20 protein-coding genes, 1 tRNA gene and 4 pseudogenes are annotated in these 19,420 nt (G+C 37.7%); 13 read left to right on the plus strand and 12 right to left on the minus strand.

Annotated features, from left to right (window positions below):
- Positions 1-18: 18 nt before the first annotated feature.
- Positions 19-204, minus strand: a pseudogene (locus CWATDRAFT_RS20235) (IS66 family transposase); the annotation flags it as partial.
- A 56-nt stretch (positions 205-260) separates the two neighbouring features.
- Here CWATDRAFT_RS20235 and CWATDRAFT_RS34215 point away from each other — a divergent pair.
- The 4 genes and pseudogenes from CWATDRAFT_RS34215 to CWATDRAFT_RS20255 form a co-directional block, all read left to right on the plus strand.
- Positions 261-683, plus strand: a pseudogene (locus tag CWATDRAFT_RS34215) (transposase); the annotation flags it as partial.
- Positions 684-914: 231 nt separating this feature from the next.
- The gene (locus CWATDRAFT_RS20245) at positions 915-1,439 is read left to right on the plus strand and encodes a TylF/MycF/NovP-related O-methyltransferase (RefSeq protein WP_007306783.1); all 525 of its coding nucleotides are present in this window, start codon (positions 915-917) and stop codon (positions 1,437-1,439) included.
- 34 nt (positions 1,440-1,473) lie between these two features.
- Positions 1,474-2,229, plus strand: coding sequence for a 3-oxoacyl-[acyl-carrier-protein] reductase (gene fabG, locus CWATDRAFT_RS20250; RefSeq protein ID WP_042711993.1), 756 nt, complete (start codon positions 1,474-1,476; stop codon positions 2,227-2,229).
- A gap of 35 nt (positions 2,230-2,264) precedes the next feature.
- Positions 2,265-3,077, plus strand: coding sequence for a hypothetical protein (locus CWATDRAFT_RS20255; RefSeq protein ID WP_007306785.1), 813 nt, complete (start codon positions 2,265-2,267; stop codon positions 3,075-3,077).
- A 17-nt stretch (positions 3,078-3,094) separates the two neighbouring features.
- Here CWATDRAFT_RS20255 and CWATDRAFT_RS20260 read toward each other — a convergent pair.
- From CWATDRAFT_RS20260 to CWATDRAFT_RS20275, 4 genes and pseudogenes are all read right to left on the minus strand, one after another.
- Positions 3,095-3,736 (minus strand): annotated as a pseudogene (locus CWATDRAFT_RS20260) (transposase).
- 64 nt (positions 3,737-3,800) lie between these two features.
- Positions 3,801-4,382 (minus strand): helix-turn-helix domain-containing protein, encoded by a 582-nt coding sequence (locus tag CWATDRAFT_RS20265; RefSeq protein ID WP_007306801.1) that lies wholly within the window; start codon positions 4,380-4,382, stop codon positions 3,801-3,803.
- A 92-nt stretch (positions 4,383-4,474) separates the two neighbouring features.
- Positions 4,475-5,116 carry a transposase gene (locus tag CWATDRAFT_RS20270; protein WP_007303151.1) on the minus strand — a complete coding sequence of 214 codons (642 nt, stop codon included), beginning with the start codon at positions 5,114-5,116 and terminating at the stop codon, positions 4,475-4,477.
- Between the two features lie 64 nt (positions 5,117-5,180).
- On the minus strand, positions 5,181-5,762 hold the full coding sequence (locus CWATDRAFT_RS20275) for a helix-turn-helix domain-containing protein (RefSeq protein ID WP_007303150.1): 582 nt from the start codon (positions 5,760-5,762) through the stop codon (positions 5,181-5,183).
- A 280-nt stretch (positions 5,763-6,042) separates the two neighbouring features.
- Between CWATDRAFT_RS20275 and CWATDRAFT_RS20280 the strand changes: the two genes are divergently transcribed.
- Positions 6,043-6,498: a hypothetical protein gene (locus CWATDRAFT_RS20280; protein ID WP_007306786.1), complete on the plus strand. Its 456-nt coding sequence runs from the start codon at positions 6,043-6,045 to the stop codon at positions 6,496-6,498.
- A gap of 36 nt (positions 6,499-6,534) precedes the next feature.
- On the opposite strand, the gene CWATDRAFT_RS20285 is transcribed toward CWATDRAFT_RS20280, so the two are convergent.
- The 3 genes from CWATDRAFT_RS20285 to CWATDRAFT_RS20295 all read right to left on the minus strand — a co-directional run bounded on the left by CWATDRAFT_RS20285 (position 6,535) and on the right by CWATDRAFT_RS20295 (position 8,466).
- Positions 6,535-6,606, minus strand: a tRNA-Gly gene (locus tag CWATDRAFT_RS20285).
- 51 nt (positions 6,607-6,657) lie between these two features.
- A complete protein-coding gene (ruvX, locus tag CWATDRAFT_RS20290; protein ID WP_007306800.1) occupies positions 6,658-7,089 on the minus strand; it encodes a Holliday junction resolvase RuvX in 432 nt (143 codons plus the stop codon).
- 336 nt (positions 7,090-7,425) lie between these two features.
- A complete protein-coding gene (locus CWATDRAFT_RS20295) occupies positions 7,426-8,466 on the minus strand; it encodes a class I fructose-bisphosphate aldolase (protein ID WP_007306799.1) in 1,041 nt (346 codons plus the stop codon).
- A gap of 268 nt (positions 8,467-8,734) precedes the next feature.
- Here CWATDRAFT_RS20295 and CWATDRAFT_RS20300 point away from each other — a divergent pair, with 268 nt between their 5' ends.
- Positions 8,735-9,166 (plus strand): hypothetical protein, encoded by a 432-nt coding sequence (locus CWATDRAFT_RS20300; RefSeq protein ID WP_007306787.1) that lies wholly within the window; start codon positions 8,735-8,737, stop codon positions 9,164-9,166.
- A gap of 63 nt (positions 9,167-9,229) precedes the next feature.
- Here the strand turns inward: CWATDRAFT_RS20300 and CWATDRAFT_RS41900 are convergent.
- Both CWATDRAFT_RS41900 and CWATDRAFT_RS20310 read right to left on the minus strand, forming a co-directional pair.
- Positions 9,230-10,659 (minus strand): annotated as a pseudogene (locus CWATDRAFT_RS41900) (DUF4335 domain-containing protein).
- Between the two features lie 37 nt (positions 10,660-10,696).
- Positions 10,697-11,239: a DUF3038 domain-containing protein gene (locus CWATDRAFT_RS20310; RefSeq protein WP_232287153.1), complete on the minus strand. Its 543-nt coding sequence runs from the start codon at positions 11,237-11,239 to the stop codon at positions 10,697-10,699.
- A 93-nt stretch (positions 11,240-11,332) separates the two neighbouring features.
- Here CWATDRAFT_RS20310 and CWATDRAFT_RS20315 point away from each other — a divergent pair, with 93 nt between their 5' ends.
- From CWATDRAFT_RS20315 to CWATDRAFT_RS20330, 5 genes are all read left to right on the plus strand, one after another.
- Positions 11,333-12,898, plus strand: coding sequence for a cation:proton antiporter (locus CWATDRAFT_RS20315; RefSeq protein ID WP_007306788.1), 1,566 nt, complete (start codon positions 11,333-11,335; stop codon positions 12,896-12,898).
- A gap of 177 nt (positions 12,899-13,075) precedes the next feature.
- A complete protein-coding gene (locus tag CWATDRAFT_RS40165) occupies positions 13,076-13,375 on the plus strand; it encodes a hypothetical protein (protein WP_007306789.1) in 300 nt (99 codons plus the stop codon).
- 76 nt (positions 13,376-13,451) lie between these two features.
- On the plus strand, positions 13,452-14,711 hold the full coding sequence (locus CWATDRAFT_RS20320) for a P-loop domain-containing protein (RefSeq protein ID WP_007306790.1): 1,260 nt from the start codon (positions 13,452-13,454) through the stop codon (positions 14,709-14,711).
- Between the two features lie 51 nt (positions 14,712-14,762).
- A complete protein-coding gene (locus tag CWATDRAFT_RS20325; RefSeq protein WP_007306791.1) occupies positions 14,763-15,662 on the plus strand; it encodes a WD40 repeat domain-containing protein in 900 nt (299 codons plus the stop codon).
- Positions 15,663-15,722: 60 nt separating this feature from the next.
- Positions 15,723-16,823: an ATP-binding protein gene (locus tag CWATDRAFT_RS20330; protein ID WP_007306792.1), complete on the plus strand. Its 1,101-nt coding sequence runs from the start codon at positions 15,723-15,725 to the stop codon at positions 16,821-16,823.
- A 65-nt stretch (positions 16,824-16,888) separates the two neighbouring features.
- Here the strand turns inward: CWATDRAFT_RS20330 and CWATDRAFT_RS20335 are convergent, their stop codons facing one another.
- On the minus strand, positions 16,889-17,776 hold the full coding sequence (locus CWATDRAFT_RS20335) for an alpha/beta fold hydrolase (RefSeq protein WP_007306795.1): 888 nt from the start codon (positions 17,774-17,776) through the stop codon (positions 16,889-16,891).
- Between the two features lie 230 nt (positions 17,777-18,006).
- Here CWATDRAFT_RS20335 and CWATDRAFT_RS20340 point away from each other — a divergent pair, with 230 nt between their 5' ends.
- Entirely contained in the window at positions 18,007-18,222 is a 216-nt protein-coding gene (locus CWATDRAFT_RS20340; protein ID WP_007306793.1) for a class I SAM-dependent methyltransferase, read from the plus strand.
- 119 nt (positions 18,223-18,341) lie between these two features.
- Here the strand turns inward: CWATDRAFT_RS20340 and CWATDRAFT_RS20345 are convergent, their stop codons facing one another.
- Positions 18,342-18,737 (minus strand): hypothetical protein, encoded by a 396-nt coding sequence (locus CWATDRAFT_RS20345; protein ID WP_007303072.1) that lies wholly within the window; start codon positions 18,735-18,737, stop codon positions 18,342-18,344.
- Positions 18,738-18,816: 79 nt separating this feature from the next.
- On the opposite strand from CWATDRAFT_RS20345, the gene CWATDRAFT_RS20350 reads away from it, so the two are divergent.
- Positions 18,817-19,420 (plus strand): transposase (locus CWATDRAFT_RS20350; protein WP_198139007.1); only part of this gene is annotated, 604 nt, incomplete at its 3' end.

A 19,420-nucleotide genomic window follows, 5' to 3' on the forward strand; every position in this document is an offset into this window, starting at 1 on the left:
TCTCTCTCGGTATCAATTTTCAATTTCTTGCTGTTGTGTAGAGATTTGTTGTTGTTGCTGGTCAATCAGTCTTTGTTGAAGAGATAACTGTTGTTGTGCCTTGACTAGCCACTCAATCATGAAGACATTCTTCGCCAACTGTTCATCGGCGATAGCTCTAACTAGCTTTGAATCAATGGTAGCATTTGTGGTCATAACCCCCACTATACATAAAAATCCCCGATTTTACCTTTATGTTGTCAAGACAGATTCTTTATTGCGGTGAGCAATTACTAAAAATGCGCCATGTGGTGACATCTTTGCCCGCTTCAAAAATTCCACCCTCAAAACTTTATACAAAAAAATACTGTCCGAGAGGCGAGATGGAAAATCGGATTAAAGAACAACAATTAGACTTGTTAGCTGATAGAAATTAAACTCAAACATTTCAAAGTAATCAACTAAGATTATGGATACATTCCTGGGCTTATGTTCTCATAAATGCTTTTCGTCAACACTGTTTTAAAAAAACTTCATTGGCTAAAGCAACTGTGGGAAGAATACGTCTAAATCTTCTTAAGTTGGGAGCCAGAATAAAGATTAGTTGTAGAAGAATTATTATCGCTATAGCTAGTGCTTGTCCTTATCAAGATATTTTATCTATTGCTAACAAAAGAATTAAAACTATTCCTAATAGTGGATAAGTAGAATAAGTTGTTTTTTAAAAAAGATATCTATCATAAGTTGTTGACTGACTGATACTTTTATTTAGTCTTATTTATCGTGGAGAAAATCAAAAGTTAATATAATTATTCCCTCTTAAACTCAATTTTTGGATAATCAAAGTCAATTTTTTTATTCATCTATATTCAAAATTTATATTAGTCCTAAAAATTATCATTTTTCATCTCTGGATTGGGCTTTCAAATTAATTTGTGAGAAATCCGGGTGGTGTGTTTAAAGGTGCTTCTTTTATACGTTTTTGTACATTTAGAGAAGTATTAGAAAGTCCTTATTCCAGAAAAATTATTGGCTTTGATGCCTTTGGCAAGTTTCCTCAACAAGAAAATGTAGAGGATCAAAGTTTTGTGGAAAAGTTTGAAGTAACGGCAGGACAGGGGATCTCCATTCATGAACTAGAAGAAGTTCTCGCTCATAAAAAATTTCAAAACTATGAATTAATTCAAGGAGATATTACTCAAACAATTCCAGATTATGTTGCGAATCATCCTGAGTTGAAAATTTCTTTATTACACATTGATGTTGACGTTTATCAACCTTCAGTTACTATCCTCAATCATTTGTTTGATCGGGTGGTTAGCGGGGGTTTATTGGTCTTTGATGATTTTGCCACAGTATCAGGAGAAACTAAAGCCATCGACGAATTTTTTGTGGGTAAAGATAGCATCATAGAAAAGCTATCTATCTCCCATATCCCTTCCTATGTGCGAAAAAAATAATATAATTGTCAAGCAATTGAAAAAAGGAAGTATTATGTCAACTGTCGCCCCACCCCTAAATGAACAAGTTGCCGTCATTACCGGAGCATCACGGGGTATCGGTAGAGCGATCGCCCTAGCTCTGGGAACCCTGGGTTTAAAAGTAGTTGTCAACTACGCTAGTTCCAGTGATGCAGCCGACGAAGTGGTTAAACTGATTACAGAAGGCTCAGGAGAAGCGATCGCAGTTCAAGGAGATGTCTCTAAAAGCGAAGAGGTAGACAACCTCTTCAAAACCACTTTAGATAAGTTTGGGCGCATCGATATTTTAGTCAACAACGCAGGTATCACCCGTGACAACCTCTTAATGCGCATGAAACCCCAAGACTGGCAAGCAGTTATCGATCTCAACCTCACGGGGGTTTTCCTCTGCACCAAAGCCGTCACCAGACCTATGTTAAAACAAAAAAGTGGGCGTATTATCAATATTTCCTCAGTAGTCGGGGAAATGGGGAACCCTGGCCAAGCCAACTATAGCGCAGCTAAAGCAGGAGTTATTGGTTTAACCAAAGCAGTGGCCAAAGAAGTTGCTCCCCGTGGTGTTACCGTTAATGCAGTGGCTCCGGGCTTTATTGTCACCGATATGACAGAGAAAGTTAAAACAGACGATCTTCTACAGTTTATCCCTTTGGCAAGGTTAGGAACCGTCGAAGAGGTAGCAGGAATGGTGAGATTTTTAGCCACCGATCCAGCCGGCGCTTACATCACAGGACAAGTTTTCAATGTAGATGGTGGTATGGTTATGGCCTAAGCTTATATCGCAGAAAATTCTCAATAGACCTGAATATGACCCAGAATAAGCTGTTAAATCAAGCATTGCTTTCAGTGTTAGTATTAATTATGCTACTTTTGAGCGCACCTATGGGTATGACCCTAGGCAATCCTACCACGGCAAAAATTACTTATCGTGGTGTGTTTGATTGCTTCGAGGAAAGTCTGAGCTATGCAGAAGATGGAAGTAAGCCTGTTTTTTGTGAACCTTCTGCCGTCATTCAAGCTGAGAATCAGTTGTATATAGCTTCTGATAAGGATATTCCCGGTGCATCTTCTGTCATGACTGCTCAACTCCAGGGCAACATTCTCACTCGCACTGGATACGTAGAAGTCCCCCAGATTCAACAACTCAGTAAAGCAGAAGACTTTGCCCTTGAACCTGGGAAGAGGAAGCGTATCTTTTTAAGCTCTGGTTTTGACCGAGTATTTCTTGAGAATGCTAGTAAGGATTCATATAATACCCTTCTAACCTGGGAAGTGGGCAAAGAGGAGGAAGCAGAAGTCATAGAACCCACTGGGTTTCCTGGGAGTTCTTTAAGTCTTCGTCCTCGTTTTCTGCGTGCTTTGACCACAAAAAAATTTCCTTCAGGGGCCCCTTATTGGAAAGTAGAGGCATTAACCATACTACCAACAGGAAAAATATTGTTTGGAATTCGTGAACTTGGCAGCAACTACGAGGATTTTGACTACACCTTACAATTAGTTGCTACTGAGTTGACAGGGAAAAATAATCACTGTTTAGGAAACTTTAAAAGGATTTATGAATATGATCCCCAAACTCATCCCCAAATTGATCGTCCCGTTGGTTTATCTAGTGCAGCTTAGCAAAAATAATCCACCAGTCACTTATGATCTTTAAAGCCCTTAAATTTCCAAACGAACGGCTTAGCAAAATGTTGATTAAAGTAATCAATAAAATTGAGAATTTTTTGGGATAGTTCTTCAGTTGAACGGACAGTAATTCTTTTGAGTAAACGCCTGACTAAGATCGAAAACCAACACTCAATTTGATTAAGCCACGATGTATGTTTGGGAATATAAACAAAGCGAATTCGATGAGATTCATCTGATAAAAAATCTGCTCTGCTGTCCATAGATTGCAAAATCCCCTCCTTTCCCTTTCTCCCCAAATCAATAGTAATTCCACAGCTTTCTGCTACTAATTTGACTAAGCTTTCCGATTTATGAGTGTTGAGTTTATCTACAATAAAAATCCATTCTGCTTTTTCATCAATCTTAATCGTTCTCTGGATATGTTCAGAAAAATCTTGTTCTGTTCTTGTCGGTCCAATAGAGGGACTAACAACTTTTCCTCTTGCCACATCCCAGTTCGCAATCAAGCTTAAAGTTCCGTGTCTTTCATATTCAAATTCGATTTTTTCTACTTGTTTAGGCTTGATTCTTTTGTTCGGAAATAATCTCTAAAGAGCTTGAATCCCTGTCATTTCATCTGTACTAATTAAATGAATTCCTTGTTCTAACAAAGTTTTAGCTTCTTGATGAAGTTCACAGATATATTTGACTTGCTTTTTAAATTTTAAGGGATCATCAATTTTGGCATTTAACCAGTAACGAACGAGATGTGGTTGTAATGTCGCTTCTTTTTAAAAAACGCCCCACACTACGGGGGGAAATCTTTTCGACAATTCCTCTTTTTATGGCTTCATCCGCCAACTCTGAAGGTGTCCAATGGCTCACTGGTCTGTCTGATTTTTCACATTCTTCACAAGCGATCTCTACAATCTGGACTACTTGTTCGACCGTAAAGGATTTTGTTGTTCCAGGTCTTGGGCGATCGCTTAAAATTCCTTTGATAAAGACCATTAATGCTTTCTCCGTTACCTGTTGTTCTTCGGCGGCACTCAGTTTTTCTCTCTCCTCAAACCATCGCGATCGCCACTGACGCACTTGTACTCGGTCTAATTCTAATCTTCGACTAATCGAACTATTGCTCTCTCCTGATGCTGCGGCTAAGATTAGCTTGGCTCGTCTAACAAGGCGATAGGGGTTTGTTGTCCCTCTCACTATTTGTTGGAGTACTGTTTTCTGTAGGTTGGAGAGGTTAATTGGCAATGCTTTTATCATGGACATCAACTTCGAGATTCGTCCGTTAGTTTCATTGAAACACATTGTCGTGGCTAGTCACGAAAGTTTCTGTAAAAATCTGGTGGATTACTTTCGCCAAGCTGCACTAGTGCAGCTTAGCAAAAATAATCCACCAGTCACTTATGATCTTTAAAGCCCTTAAATTTCCAAACGAACGGCTTAGCAAAATGTTGATTAAAGTAATCAATAAAATTGAGAATTTTTTGGGATAGTTCTTCAGTTGAACGGACAGTAATTCTTTTGAGTAAACGCCGGACTAAGATCGAAAACCAACACTCAATTTGATTAAGCCACGATGTATGTTTGGGAATATAAACAAAGCGAATTCGATGAGATTCATCTGATAAAAAATCTGCTCTGCTGTCCATAGATTGCAAAATCCCCTCCTTTCCCTTTCTCCCCAAATCAATAGTAATTCCACAGCTTTCTGCTACTAATTTGACTAAGCTTTCCGATTTATGAGTGTTGAGTTGATCTACAATAAAAATCCATTCTGCTTTTTCATCAATCTTAATCGTTCTCTGGATATGTTCAGAAAAATCTTGTTCTGTTCTTGTCGGTCCAATAGAGGGACTAACAACTTTTCCTCTTGCCACATCCCAGTTCGCAATCAAGCTTAAAGTTCCGTGTCTTTCATATTCAAATTCGATTTTTTCTACTTGTTTAGGCTTGATTCTTTTGTTCGGAAATAATCTCTCAAGAGCTTGAATCCCTGTCATTTCATCTGTACTAATTAAATGAATTCCTTGTTCTAACAAAGTTTTAGCTTCTTGATGAAGTTCACAGATATATTTGACTTGCTTTTTAAATTTTAAGGGATCATCAATTTTGGCATTTAACCAGTAACGAACGAGATGTGGTTGTAATGTCGCTTCTTTTTAAAAAACGCCCCACACTACGGGGGGAAATCTTTTCGACAATTCCTCTTTTTATGGCTTCATCCGCCAACTCTGAAGGTGTCCAATGGCTCACTGGTCTGTCTGATTTTTCACATTCTTCACAAGCGATCGCTACAATCTGGACTACTTGTTCGACCGTAAAGGATTTTGTTGTTCCAGGTCTTGGGCGATCGCTTAAAATTCCTTTGATCAAGACCATTAATGCTTTCTCCGTTACCTGTTGTTCTTCGGCGGCACTCAGTTTTTCTCTCTCCTCAAACCATCGCGATCGCCACTGACGCACTTGTACTCGGTCTAATTCTAATCTTCGACTAATCGAACTATTGCTCTCTCCTGATGCTGCGGCTAAGATTAGCTTGGCTCGTCTAACAAGGCGATAGGGGTTTGTTGTCCCTCTCACTATTTGTTGGAGTACTGTTTTCTGTAGGTTGGAGAGGTTAATTGGCAATGCTTTTATCATGGACATCAACTTCGAGATTCGTCCGTTAGTTTCATTGAAACACATTGTCGTGGCTAGTCACGAAAGTTTCTGTAAAAATCTGGTGGATTACTTTCGCCAAGCTGCACTAGTCAAGTAGTTAGAAATAGAGGCATAGCCGCCGTCGGGCAGATGGTAGCGGGTCGGCTTGCGTCCTCTGAGGAAACCTCAGAGGCGTTGGGACCCAAAAATGTCTGTGGACTCAGAGCGACGGGGAGTATCGGTCACGATGCTCTAGTTGGTGGGGGACGAAGCAGAAAACTAGCATCGTGAGGTGTTAGAATCCCTCGACTCCGTCGACGGGAGTATGTCAACAAAAAGAAAAACATCAATGAATAAATATCGTTTACAATCTATAGGGTTAGGGTTGAGTCTCTGGTCAATGGTTATGGGTTGTACCGCCCAGAATGGTCCTTTGGGTAAGGAGGAAGCTTACCGTCCCCTGGATCTTGCTCAACTGGACGGGGAATTAACAGCAGAAGAACCTGAAACCATTGCCTTAAACTTATTTGGTAATAAAGAGGAAGCGGTTGAAGGAAATTTTTCTCAAGAAATTGAAGTTCTTGAACAACAAGGCTTTAAAAGGACTTTGTTCTTAACCCAGATGAATTTACCTGATGATTCTGTTCAAGGAATACGTTACCGACTCAAGTTTGAGTTCGATCAGTCTACCGGTAAATGGGGTTTAACAGAAGCAGGAAGTCAACAATCCTGTTCTCGAGGTGATCATTCTGGCCATTGGACTGTTGAACTTTGTCCCTAAACTCAAACCCCGTAGTTAACTACGGGGTTTTTAAAGAGCGGGAGACGCGATTCGAACGCGCGACATTCACCTTGGCAAGGTGACGCTCTACCACTGAGCTACACCCGCATTTTCCAATGCTACACTTCAGTATTGCACAAGCTCATAACAATGTCAACCCTAAACGAAAGAAGCACGACGCTGATCCAACCACTGTTGTAAAATAATGGTGGCGGCTAGGCGATCAACTAGGCCTTTATTGTGGCGGGAATATTTTTTTTGAGCTTTTAAGTGGGTTTCTGCTTCAACGGAAGTAAGGCGTTCATCCATGTACTCTACGGGCAGTTCCAGGGCTTTGGAGATGCGTTTGGCAAATTTTTGCACTTGTTTGGCCTGAAACCCTATACTTCCGTCCATACAGTAAGGAAGACCAACTACTAATAACTGTACATTTCGTTCGGTAACCAATGCTTGCAGTTGTTGTACGTCTTGAGGGAATGATTTACGTTCAATGGTAGTTAAACCTGTGGCAATCAACCCTGTGCCATCGCATCCTGCCACCCCAATGCGTTTTTTCCCAACATCCAAACCTAGGGCAGAAATTCGCTCCATAACTGACTGATATCAATCTATAACTTCAGTGACACTCCACTGACTAGAGCGATGGGGTTCGCCCTTTAACTTTTGATCCTGTTTCCAGGTGTCGATTAGACTGTTTTAATTGTATTTACTTTTTTGTCAAGTGTCAAAGGTGCTGACCTGTCCGCGATTCATCCGAAGCTGATTGAAGAGAGCGATTGTTAAACTCGGCAGACAATACAGCGTCGGGCTTCTCGCGGCGGATAGCTAAATTAAAAATTTTAGATGGGGACTGCGCGAAACGATTTTGTTCAACCTAGCCTTTTGAAAGACTTGTCACCCTGTGAGATCAACAGCTTAGGGTCTTTGCTAGACTGTTGCTAAGGTTTTTTCCATTTCGCTGGAATATTCACCCAGGCTGGCTGCGCCGTTACACTGAGCTCGCTTCAGTAAACGAGTTTGGGCTCCGCTGATGCGACTTGAATCTCCTGCCCAATAATCAAGAGCCGGTTGTTGAATGGCACGGGCATAGGAGAAGGTTACAGGCCAAGGACATTGATCCCCAAACATCTGATTCATGGCGTTAAGATGTGCTGAAGATTGTTCCTTTGACTGCCCTCCAGAGAGAAAGGCAATGCCGGCCACTGTCGCTGGCACATTTTTCAATAGACAACTAATCGTCGCTTTGGCTACTTCTTCAACGCTGGCTTGTTGGGGGCAATCTTTTCCTGAGATAACCATGCTGGGCTTCAACACCATTTGATCGAAGGCGACATTTTGGGTATATAGCTGATTAAATACTTCATGGAGGGTTTCATCTGTCACATTCCAACACCGCTCCAGGGTGTGATCCCCATCAATTAAGACTTCCGGTTCAACAATGGGAACTAAACCCCCTTCTTGACAAAGAGCAGCATAACGAGCTAAACCATGGGCATTGGCTTTGATACAACCACGACTGGGAATGCCGTTACCAATGGTGATCACTGCCCGCCATTTAGCAAAACGCGCCCCCATACTATAATACTCGGCAATACGATCCCGTAAACCATCGAGTCCTTCTGTTACCTTTTCGTTGGGGCATCCAGCTAAATCTTTAGCCCCTGTATCTACTTTAATACCCGGAATCATCCCTGCATCGGTGATTATTTTTAATAAAGGAACTCCATCTGGGGTTGTCTGACGAATGGTTTCGTCATAGAGGATCGGACCACTGATATAGTTTGAGAGTTCTGGGGTTTGCAAAATCAGGGAGCGATAGATTTGACGATATTCTTCGGTTGTGGGAATGCCTAGCTTATCAAAGCGTTTATTACAAGTGCCGTTACTTTCATCCATGGCCAGAATGCCTTTTCCTCTGGCTACCATTGCTTTTGCTGTGGTTCTCAGTTCTTCTGCGTATCTGCTCATGACAATCTCCTAAAAATCTTTAAGTTAAAATTGCTCCTTATTGATATATACTCTCAATAAGGAGACTTGTCAAGAGAATCTTTTTCAATAAGGTTATCCTTTAGTGCGGTTAGTCTGGTTCAGTCAGTGCTTTGATTAATCTTGTCAATTCAAGCATTTTAGCCAGTTTAGCCCACCCTAATTCAAAGGATATTCCCTAAAAAAACTCAACAACAGTTATTCCTTTATTAAGAAATACTATGAATTGTGATCTGAAGCGAGGCCATTTATGAACGCAACTACCCATGCAATCAGTTTTGAGTTAACCCGCAAAATTGCTCAAATAGGGGTTTTGTTTCGAGCAGAATTTCCAGAAGCTGACGTTGATTTAAACCCTTGGCTAACTGATGCAGATACTCAATGCTTAGTTGACCCCTATTCTATCGATTTAAGCTTTTATTTTCCTAGACACCATAGTGCATTGGAGTGTCATTGCATTTTGTTAGAGGTAAAATTTACTAAGAGTCTTATGCACCCAAATTCTCAGCTAAATGAAATTAAAGCTCATGGTTTTTATTATGGCCAGCTTCAATGGTCTTTTGACACTGATACAGGAGACTTTTCAGGAGATGTACTTCCTGATTATCAAGTTCAAGCTATTTTTACTGGTGTTACTGCTAAGATTTTTCAACTATTTGATTGTTCTATCGTTAATCGATAGCAAACTATTCCAAGCCAAAGCCGTACCTTTGCTACGACTTTGGGAGTCGCTAGTTCACCCGATTTACTCTAAAAGGGTTTTAACCTTGCCATTAGGAATTAAAACTAAGCGAATAGTTTGATTATTGGGGGTTTGCAGGGGAGAGACAAACTCAGATCCAGGGGACGGAAAAGGAATTTGAGAAAGATAAATAGCCGCAGAACGACCTAAAGGGATAGTTTTTTGAATAGAACCGTCTTCTTGAACAATCAAACGATATTCTAGGGTTTGTTGTAAATTTTCAGGGGGTTGCCACCTTTCCTGAAAATATTGGCGTACTTGAGCAACTTGGGGAATGGCATCGAGAAGGGTGGTTTCTGGGGGTGGTTTTGGAATAATTTTAGATTCTGGAGACAATAACTCGTCGGGAATAGTTGGTTGATTTTGCTCCCGAGCAGTTTCAGAAAGCATATAGGGTGTGTTATTCCTATTGGGAGTTTTTGCCTGTAAGGTTGGGGGCGTGGGTAAAGTGGGGTTTTGAATCAGTTGCTCAACCCTTTCTGGGGGTAACCCTGGCATAACAATGGGGGTTTCTCCATTAGGGAGAAGATGTGTGGGAACTTGTTCAACGGTTACTGAGCTATTGGAAGCAGTGGTATTAGGTTTAGGAGGGGCCGGAGGGGCTGCTGGTGGTGGTGGAAGTACCCGTAAAGGAGGGGCTTGAATAGCAACATTGGCGTTACGGGGTGGGGGTGTTCCTTGGTCAATTTTTCCAGGGGGGGGCAAAGGGTCTCGACTAGCCAATTTAGGGGCTAAGGAAGGGGTCGGAAGGGGTGTTTTGGGGGTGGTGGTACGGGGGGTAACACATCCAAAAAGGATAGGGGATTTTCGGTGGTTTCTCTAACATCCTCTTCACCCATATTTGTTGAGATTACTTGTCTAAACCACTTTACCCCCACTGTGGGAATTAAAATAGCTAAGACTGCTACTGTACCAGTTGCTATCCAAACCTTGAAACTTTTTCTTAAAGGGGTACTTTTGGGATCGGCTAGGGTAACAATAGTGTTATGGTACTCCTCGAGAGCATTAACTAAGTCAAACAGTTGGGAAACGGTGAGGGTAACTGACTGATGAGAAGCTTGAGAGGCTAATGATCCTAAAGTCAAATGATGGGTGAGTAAGCCTTGAGGAGATAGGGAGGGAAGATGGTAAGGTTGGCTAGTAGATAATTCTGTTTCTGGAGACTTTTGCCAGTCAAAGGTGGTTTGATGAAGGAACTTCTTAACATAGGTTTGGACAACGTTGCGTAATAATTCTAGTTGCAAGCGATCGCCTTTAACAGTGACTTGATCTTCTTCTAAGAGTCGAGGATCATCAAATTGTAGTTCAAATTGAATCTTATCTAAAGAGACTAATTCTCCCCAACGGGAGAATAGAGGGGGTTTATCCCATAATTTCAGGGTACAGGTAGGAGGGGTATAAGTTTGTAAAGGGGTATTATTAAATAACATCATCTATAAATTGGCTAGTTTAAAAAAGATATGGTTTGAGTCAAGATTTATAATCAAGTAGAGCCAACCATAAGCGATCGTAGCCATTGTCTCCACTGTAGAATAATAAATCAATTAATAGTTTCCATGCTAGTTGTACTAATTGTTCCGATGAAAGGTTGACTTCATTAGGTTTTTTTGGGTGAAAGTAACGAAATTTTTCTAAATAGTTGCCTAATAGGGTGGTTTTGGCAGGATCTTTATCTTGTGCCGTCATTTGTTCTAGGAGGTTGACAGCACGGCGGACCAACTCTTTATATTGTTGGTTAATATAGCAAATAATCAGGATTAGCGATCGCAATTCTTCCAGGGTGAAGCTTTGTAAAGGATCTGTTTCAATTGTGTCTCGGTTTGACCACAGTTTTATCTTTTCGACTAAAGTTGTGTCAATGTCTAAATAAAGGGCTGCTTGTAACAGCATATCCGAATCTATGGCAATTAGGCATTCGCTGGCCAACAAGACTAAATCTAGATGGGTTTGCATCTGATAAAGTTGTTGTGGGGTGGGTGGGTTAGTTAGGGGTGTATCTCCCCAGGTAGACACTGACTGAGACATCTTCTCCACTGTGGACGGATAATATAGGTTTCGTCTTTAATATAGCAATCTTTCTCAAATATCAATAATTAGGAGTATCTTATGAGTCTCGAAGCTACTGCTGCTGATGCGGCCATTAAGCAAAATTTAGAACAATTTTTGGTAGTTTTATCGGTTTCTTTGAGTGTAGCCACTTTATCCCGTATTTTTTCTTGGTTTCGACAAATTCCCTACACTCTTTTATTAGTAATTGTTGGTTTAGGATTAGCTTTTGTTGATGTTCGTTTGGTTAATCTTTCTCCTGAGTTGATTTTAGAGATTTTCCTGCCTCCTTTATTGTTTGAAGCTGCTTGGAATATTCGCTGGCGATCGCTTAAAGAAAATTGGATTCCTGTTGTTTTATTTGCGGTGATCGGGGTCATTATTTCGGTGATTGGTATTGCTTTGGCTTTGAGTCAATTGACAAGTTTAACTTTACCTATTGCTTTATTAGTGGGGGCAAGTTTATCGGCTACAGATCCGGTTTCTGTGGTGGCTTTATTTCGAGAGTTGGGAACCAGTAAAAAGTTGACAATTTTGATGGAAGGTGAGAGTTTATTTAACGATGGTGTGGCGGTTGTTGCTTTCTTATTATTGGTAGGAATACCGTTGGGAACGGAAGTTTTTTCTGTGACGGATACAGTAGTTAGTTTTTTCAAGTTTGTGGGTATTGGTATTGGAGTAGGTTGTTTAGTTGGCTTTGGGATTTCCTATTTAACCCAACGTTTTGATCTGCCGTTGGTTGAGCAATCTTTAACTTTAGTTTCTGCTTATGGGACTTATTTAATCACCGAAGAATTGGGAGGATCTGGGGTAATTTCTGTGGTAACAGTGGGAATTATTTTGGGGAACTTCGGGTCTCGTATTGGTATGAACCCCAGAACCAGATTATTAGTGTCTGAGTTTTGGGATTTCTTGGCATTTTTTGTTAATTCGATTGTCTTTTTATTGATTGGTGACCAGATTAATTTTAGTAGTTTAAGTGATAATTTAGGTATTATTGCCATAGCTATTACTGCTGTGTTAGTGACTCGTCTGATTTCTATTTTTGGACTGGCAAATTTGAGTAATATTTTCACGAAAGTTGATATCAGCTTACCGGAACAAACTGTACTTTGGTGGGGCGGTTTAAGGGGTTCTGTTTCCATTGCCTTAGCTTTAAGTGTACCAGTTTCTTTAAATGGAAGACAAGATATTATTGATACAGTGTTTGGTGTGGTTTTATTTACTTTATTAATTCAAGGGTTAACCACACAATGGGTACTGAAAAAATTAAACCTAGTAGGGGATCAACCTTTACGTCAGGAATATTCGGAGTTATTGGCGAGAAAAACTGCTGTTGGACGAGTTATGGACTATTTTAAAAAGTTAGATGAATCTCCTAGTATTGACTCAGAATTTTATCGCTATGAACAAGAATTAGTCAAAGGAGAGTTAAAATCAATAGAAGAGAAAATTTATAAGTTTGAAACAGAATATCCTCAACTAAAGTCTATTGCTATGCAGCAACTTAAAGACAAGTTATTAGATATTGAAGCTGATACTTATGCTGAATTAATTCGCAGTGGACAATTAGGAAAAAATCTCTCTCCTGTTATGTTAGATATATTAAGCAAAAGTGGGGAATAGTTATTAGTATGCTATTAATGAACAATATGAACTAATTTCAAGAAAAATTATGGAACAGTGACAATATCAAGTCTTGCTTTTACTTAGATTGAATTATCTATAGAAAATATGATTTAATATAAAGTGATGGTAAGCTGATATACTGCCCACCCTACTCCTATCATTTCAATAAGTATTATGATTGACTTTATTACCACAGGTTCTAAGATATTAGCTTTAATAAAAGGTTTGCCTGAAGTTGCTAATAGTTTATATAAACAAGGGCAAAAAAATGAAGCCATTAATAGGATTTTACAGGAGTTAGGTTTATCTCCTACGGAAATTAGTGATGATGTGGATACTGTTTATACTTATGCTTTGATAGATTATAGTGTATCTGAATGTTATGCTATTTTAGCAGTCCTCAGAGAGAACGAGATTAAAAATGATTTTTTGGAAGCTTATACTAACAACGATCCTTTGACTTTTTTTAAATAAAGTCAAAGGATTTTTAAAGAAGGAACCTGGGTTAAAAGAAGATATAGAACAGTCCAATATTGAACTATCCGTTGAATTGGAAAAATTTTCAGACATCTTTATATCTTATGCTAAAAAAACAACCTCGCCTAAGTTTAAAATTGAGGGGGTTTATCCTGATTGGGATTTTAATGTTATTCCCACTGAGTTTAGGGCTTTAATTGAAGAAAAAACGGGTTTATTTTGTGGTAGAAGTTTTGTTTTTCAGGAGTTTGATAAATTTATAAACAGTCACAATAAAGGATATTTTACTGTTATTGGGGATGCAGGAATGGGGAAAAGTGCTATTGCTTCTAAGTATATTTTATCTAGAAAAGTTCCTTGTTATTTTAATATTGCCACTGAAGGAAAAAATAAACCTGAACAATTTTTAAGTAATATCCGACAACAATTAATTATACGTTATAGATTACCAAATCAAGAGAATGCTGATTTAAGAAGTTTATTACAAAAAGCAAGTGAAAAGTTATCAGAAAATCAAAAATTAATTATTGTTGTTGATGCTTTGGATGAAGTGGAACAAGAAGGCAGTAGTAATCTCTTAGATTTACCAAAAAATTTACCTAATGGTGTCTATTTATTACTAACAAGACGACCTTATAATCTAGAAAATAAACGGTTAAATACTTCTCCTGATACTCCCTATAAAACATTAGATTTAAGAGAAAAACAATATCAGAAATGGAATGACCAAGATGTTAGAGAATATATTCGTTTATTTTTAGAAGAGGATCAACAGGATCAGGATAAATTGCAAAAATGGCTACAAGATAGAAGTATTTCTCAATTAACTTTTATTGAGAAAGTCGCCCAGAAAAGTGAAAATAATTTCATGTATTTACGCTATGTATTCCCTGCGATCGCTAATGGACAATATGATAACTTAGAATTAGAGGATTTTCCCATTGGGTTAGAAGAATATTATTATACTCACTGGCAAAGAATGAATATGGAGGGAAAAAATAAAGAACTAGAAGTTTTTGTACTTTTTATTTTATCTCAAAGTAAAGTAGCTCCCACAAGCAAAATTATTACTGAAATTGTGCAAAAGAAAGACGAGTTTAAGGATATTGAATGCTTAGAGATTGATAAAGTATTAGATAAGTGGGTAGAATATTTAAGTAAGGAAAAATCTCAAGGAGAAATACGATATAGAATTTATCATCAGAGTTTTACCGATTTTTTGACAAAACAAAAGGAATTGGATAAAAATAGAAAAATATTTGAAGAGGTTGTCATCAGTATAAATGAGTCTGAATATCGCAATTCGGAAATCTCTGAGATTTTACAAGGATAATTGGCATTAAATCAACTACATAGAAAAAATTAACTTTTGAAAACATGAAAAATGGGAAAATTTTATAACCTATATAACGATAGTCCTATCAGGCTAGAATATTTTTTAGCTAGTGTAGAAAACCTTGTCATTAGTCCTAAATTTCAAGATAAAGTTGTTTATTACCAACTGTTAACTAAATTTGATTTTTTAGAAGATAAAATTAATCATCCTAAGTTTGGGGTAGAAGCATTAATTAGGGATTATGACTTAATTCATGAAGTAGCAGAAGAAACCCTAAACCCCCAACAACTAAAAATCCTCAAATTTATTCAACGAACTTTACAATTGTCCTCCCATATTGTAAGTAAAGACCCAACCCAGTTAGTGGGACAGTTATGGGGAAGATTACAGGGTTTTAATTATCCCGACATTGAGAAGTTATTGAAAGATGCAGAAGATAGCAACAGTAAAAAGACTTGGTTACGTCCTCTAACTCCCAGTCTAACCACCCCCGATAGTCCTCTCATTCGTACTTTCACCGGTCATAACTCCTCGGTAACAGCAGTGTCGGTGACCCCAGATGGCTTAAAAGCGGTTTCTGCATCTGATGACAAAACCCTGAAATTGTGGGATTTAGCTACAGGTCAAGAACTATTGACCCTCACCGGTCATAACGACTGGGTAACAGCAGTGTCGGTGACCCCAGATGGCTTAAAAGCGGTTTCTGCATCTTATGACAAAACCCTGAAATTGTGGGATTTAGCCACAGGGAAAGAAATCGCTACTTTTATAGGGGATAGTTTTATGTATTCCTGTGCAGTTTCTCCCAATAGTTTAACTATTGTTGCTGGAGATAGTTCGGGAAAGGTTCATTTTATTTCAGTGATTAATAATCAGTTATCAGTTATCAGTTCTCTTCTTTCAGTGATTAATAATAAGTTATCAGTTATCAGTAGTTTTATAGATTAGTTGATTTATTATGAACATCTTTTTAGTTCTTCAGAATGATAATTATTTAAACATAAAACCATGTCTAAAATCAAAACTATCAATAATACTAGAGGACATCCTGAATATTTTAAAACTATTATTACAGCAAAAAGCCGTAATTTTGTGGGGCGTAAATTTGTATTTTCTGCTATTGATAACTTTATCAATCAATCCGATAAAGGTTATTTTACACTTATTGGTGAACCAGGAAGCGGAAAAAGTGCGATCGCTGCTCAATATTTCAACAATAATAATAACGTTGTTTACTACAATTTTCATCCCCCCCAACCCCCCTTATTAAGGGGGGAGAATAATGAACTGGGAGATTATGAAACATTCTTAGAAATAGTCAATAATCAATTACTGGAAATATTATCTAGTTTAGAAACAGATCAAATTGATAATGAATTAGAAAATAATGATAATTTATTCTCATTATTACTACAAAAAATCAGTGATAAATTACCCCAAAAACAACCCCTAATTATCATTATTGATGGTTGTCATAGACTCGATTTAAACCAATACAAAAGAGGTGCAAACCTTCTCTATTTACCCCGTTATCTCCCCAAAAATGTCTATTTTATCCTTATCCGTCGTCCTTTTCCTAACAATAAATCCAGTTTATTGATAGAAACTCCATCACAAACATTAGATTTATCAAACTATCCCGAAGAAAATAAAAAAGACATTCAAAACTATCTTAAAACTTATGCTAATAATCAAGAAAAATTACAAATACTTGACTCTTCGGCTTCTCTCAGGGTAAACAAAAATGAAAGCAATTTTATGTATGTGAGTGAAATAATAAAACACCCCAACTTATCTCCTGAAAGTTTACCAGAAAGCTTAGACAAATATTATCAAGAACATTGGAATATTATGAATAAAACAATTGAAAAAGAACCCGAACTTAGTTTAAAAACTTTAGAGTGTTTGTTAGAAAAAGAATTATTTATTTCTGTAGAAAACATTGCAGAAATATTAGACGAAGATGAATATGATATTGAGATAATATTAGAGGATTGGCGAGAGTTTTTACACCTAGAAACTCAAGAAAACACCCCATATTATAAATTTTATCATCCTAGTTTTCATCACTGGTTAAAAGAAAAGTTGAGAGATAATATTACAGATTAATATTAAGGTATGAAAGAGATTACTCCTACCTCGGAATTACAATTATTAATCGGAATAACAATAATTTATAAACTCAGAAATTCTTTTACTTTAGTTAAATAAGTTTCCTTATCTTCTAACATAGGAAAATGTGCTGTTTTTGCCATTTCTACATACTCAATTTTATCATTTAACCTAGCTGCTTCCTGCCCCATTTCAGCAGGAATTATGATATCTTTTTCCCCAGAAACTAATAAAGTTGGGACGGAAATTTCTGCAAACTTTTTCGGCATAGTTTCCACAGCTTTTTTACTCACAGATGTATAAATAGTTCCTGATGCTGCTTCATAATCTGCTAAAAGAAAATCCTCTAAAAAAGCAATCTTTTCTAACTTATCAATGGGACGATGTAAAAACCTTGCCATGAATAAACGAGGTGCAAACGGTACTTTAAGGAACCAATTATAACGAAACTTAACTACATAACCACCTAATTTATGAAAAGCAGCAAACGCCAACTTATTATACTCAAAAATACCATTACAAGTAAGTATAGAACGTTCCAGTTTTTCGGGGTACATGGTACTAAACAAAGCCCCAATAGATGCTCCCATAGAATGACTATTCATATAAACTTTTTCAAGTTTTAAGCCATCTAACAATACCTTTAAATCTTCCGCGTATTCTTCTAATTCATAACTCAAACTTAAGTTATCTTCGGGTAATTTAGAACGACCAAATCCCCGTAAATCATACAATAAACAATCATAATTATCACTCAAAGCTTCTGCTGTACTGCGCCAATATCTTGATGATCCACCCCATCCATGAACAAACACCATAACGGGTTTTTCTGTGGTTCCAGGCTGCCTTATCCACTCATAATAATGGTTCACCCCACGAACCTTGATAGTTCCTGTTACTTGCTCAATTCTTTTGATTTCTGTTGGTGTAGTAGATAGGCTGTTATCCATAATCTATGGTTATATAAATAAAATATGCGTTTTCTTATATTAACTGATTATCTTATCTAAACAAGTAAATAAAATATTAAGTATTCTCCTAATTATTGGAGATGGTGGGTTCCGACGGATTGTTAGTTTCTGATTATACCCTATATTATAGCCGTCTAACCTACACTACTGTTGAATGCCTGATAACTGAAAAAAGCTGATATAATTTCCGAAATTCCTTAATATTGATTATGACTACTTCTACTAAATTTTGGGACAAAATCGCCGACAAATATTCAAAACAACCCATTGTTGATGAGGAGTCTTACCAGAAAAAATTAACAGTTACCCAAGAATACTTTAACCCTGATATGGAAGTTTTAGAGTTTGGTTGTGGTACTGGAGGTACTGCCATCATTCATGCACCCTATGTTAAACATATTCGGGCTATATTGGACTTTGGATAAAAAACAATTGTTAGCGTAAATTTTACGCTAAACATATCTCCAGAGCTAAAATAGAGAATTAAGGTGATTTTAAAAACTCTCTTTCCATCTTTTTAGGGGATTTTAAATATTAAATAGCTTCATTCAGTTTCGGTTCCAATATAGATATCTAAGTAGCTTTCAGTTAGAGATTGAATGACTCGTTCTAATTCATCAATGAGATTTCTTCTAGTGAGTTTTTCTACAGCATCAATATGAGCAGAACTTCCGGCTCGTCCTAAATATTTATATTTGGTTTTTTTCTCATTATTAGTGGCCATAGGAAAAATTGATTCAGCAGCCTGTAGTTTATAATACCAGTAGATTGTTCCCTTTCCATTAACCTGATAACGAATAATATGACAATTAGCTGGTGCTACTTCCCCTTCCCGTTCAATTTTCTTTATTTTCTGTTTAAGAGAGCGAATTAGACTCTTAATTTGTTTGGCTCTCAGGTGGACATCTTGACTGGTCTTAAGTTCGGAATGTGATGACATTAGCCTTAACTGTAACAAACAACCTCTTTTGATGTTAGCGTATATATTCCGCTAATTTATAAGGTAATAAATTTTAAAAATGACCAAAAATGAAACGGCTACGTCTGTCGAGGAATTCCTGGTGTGGAGGTCTAACCTCTTCCAAGGACTAAAAGCTAGAAAAGAAACTATTATAGAATTACTCGATGCCCTCTCCAGTAACCAACAAGCTCACTCAGTCGTTGAATTGTCTCTCAATCCTTTATTTAGAAGAGATTATAACAGTTTATATAGAGGAATTCAAGAGTTTTTACCCACTCAAACTGACCCTAATTATGAACAGAGAATTGAGACTTTATTTTCAGCAGTATCGAGAACAATTCCTCCCACTTCAAAACATTATAACTTATTTGGTATTGACACAACTCCCTGTCCACGACGGTTTGCCGAAACGTTAGCGGATAAAACCTTTATTCATTACCCCAATCCAATTAAGGGAAATAGACCCATTAATATTGGACATTGTTATTCCGTTGTCTGCGCTTTACCTGACCAAATAGACACAGAAAAAGTCCCTTGGGCTGTCCCCTTATCAGGAGAGCGAGTCCCCTCTAAACATAAAGGAGTAAATCAAGGCAATCAACAACTAAAAAAAATCTGGCAAAGTTCTTTATTTTCTGATAATTATCTGTCACAGTGGCTGA

Source organism: Crocosphaera watsonii WH 8501 (assembly GCF_000167195.1).
Lineage (GTDB): Bacteria > Cyanobacteriota > Cyanobacteriia > Cyanobacteriales > Microcystaceae > Crocosphaera > Crocosphaera watsonii.